At 58.3% G+C, this 2020-nt stretch carries 1 rRNA gene; it reads left to right on the forward strand.

Features of this window, described 5'->3' with window-relative positions:
• Positions 1-221: 221 nt before the first annotated feature.
• A 16S ribosomal RNA gene (locus J4G33_RS16840) occupies positions 222-1744 on the forward strand.
• Positions 1745-2020 lie beyond the last annotated feature (276 nt).

The raw sequence follows: 2020 nt of genomic DNA on the forward strand, positions 1-2020 counted from the left end.
TCCTTGAGAACTCAACAGCGTGCCAAAAGTCGATGCCAATTGTCGTCGTGGTGGGTGCAGTGCTGACCGTTGTGGTTGGTGGTGTGCTTGTTGCGGTGACGTGGTTGAGACGAATGTTTAACGTCAGTTGTACATTTGATCGATGCCAGATGAGAACGGGTCCTTCGGGGCCGCTTCGTACGTCGGTTGCCCTGCGCGTGAGTGTGGGGTGCCTATAGACATCTACGGAGAGTTTGATCCTGGCTCAGGACGAACGCTGGCGGCGTGCTTAACACATGCAAGTCGAACGGTGATCCTCGAGCTTGCTCGAGGTGATCAGTGGCGAACGGGTGAGTAACACGTGAGTAACCTGCCCCAGACTCTGGGATAACTCCGAGAAATCGGTGCTAATACCGGATACGAGACGCACAGGCATCTGTAGCGTTTGGAAAGAATTTCGGTCTGGGATGGACTCGCGGCCTATCAGTTAGTTGGTGAGGTAACGGCTCACCAAGACGACGACGGGTAGCCGGCCTGAGAGGGCGACCGGCCACACTGGGACTGAGACACGGCCCAGACTCCTACGGGAGGCAGCAGTGGGGAATATTGCACAATGGGCGCAAGCCTGATGCAGCGACGCCGCGTGGGGGATGAAGGCCTTCGGGTTGTAAACCCCTTTCAGCAGGGAAGAAGCGAAAGTGACGGTACCTGCAGAAGAAGCGCCGGCTAACTACGTGCCAGCAGCCGCGGTAATACGTAGGGCGCAAGCGTTGTCCGGAATTATTGGGCGTAAAGAGCTCGTAGGCGGTTTGTCGCGTCTGCTGTGAAAGCCCGAGGCTCAACCTCGGGTCTGCAGTGGGTACGGGCAGACTAGAGTGCGGTAGGGGAGACTGGAATTCCTGGTGTAGCGGTGGAATGCGCAGATATCAGGAGGAACACCGATGGCGAAGGCAGGTCTCTGGGCCGCAACTGACGCTGAGGAGCGAAAGCATGGGGAGCGAACAGGATTAGATACCCTGGTAGTCCATGCCGTAAACGTTGGGCACTAGGTGTGGGGCTCATTCCACGAGTTCCGTGCCGCAGCAAACGCATTAAGTGCCCCGCCTGGGGAGTACGGCCGCAAGGCTAAAACTCAAAGGAATTGACGGGGGCCCGCACAAGCGGCGGAGCATGCGGATTAATTCGATGCAACGCGAAGAACCTTACCAAGGCTTGACATATACCGAAAACTCATGGAGACATGGGGTCCGCAAGGGCGGTATACAGGTGGTGCATGGTTGTCGTCAGCTCGTGTCGTGAGATGTTGGGTTAAGTCCCGCAACGAGCGCAACCCTCGTCCTATGTTGCCAGCACGTCATGGTGGGGACTCATAGGAGACTGCCGGGGTCAACTCGGAGGAAGGTGGGGATGACGTCAAATCATCATGCCCCTTATGTCTTGGGCTTCACGCATGCTACAATGGCCGGTACAAAGGGCTGCGATACCGCAAGGTGGAGCGAATCCCAAAAAGCCGGTCTCAGTTCGGATTGGGGTCTGCAACTCGACCCCATGAAGTCGGAGTCGCTAGTAATCGCAGATCAGCAACGCTGCGGTGAATACGTTCCCGGGCCTTGTACACACCGCCCGTCAAGTCACGAAAGTCGGTAACACCCGAAGCCGGTGGCCCAACCCCTTGGGGAGGGAGCCGTCGAAGGTGGGACCAGCGATTGGGACTAAGTCGTAACAAGGTAGCCGTACCGGAAGGTGCGGCTGGATCACCTCCTTTCTAAGGAGCTTCTGGCGCTTCGGCGTCCAGGGCCCTCTACTCGGGCGTTCGTTCCGAGGAGGGTTGCTCAAGGGTGGAACATCGACTAGTTGCGTTGTTCCTTGCCGTTCCCAGTACCTCCCGTGTGGAGTGGAACAGGTTCTGGTGGGGGGTTGCGTTGGCACGCTGTTGGGTCCTGAGGGAACGGGCGAGAGCCTGGACCTCGGGCCGGTCTTCGGATCGGTGCGTCGGACCGCTGCTACTGGATGAACCGCCTCACGGTTGTGGGGTAGGCGC

It is taken from the genome of Actinotalea soli, assembly GCF_017565425.1.
GTDB lineage: Bacteria > Actinomycetota > Actinomycetes > Actinomycetales > Cellulomonadaceae > Actinotalea > Actinotalea soli.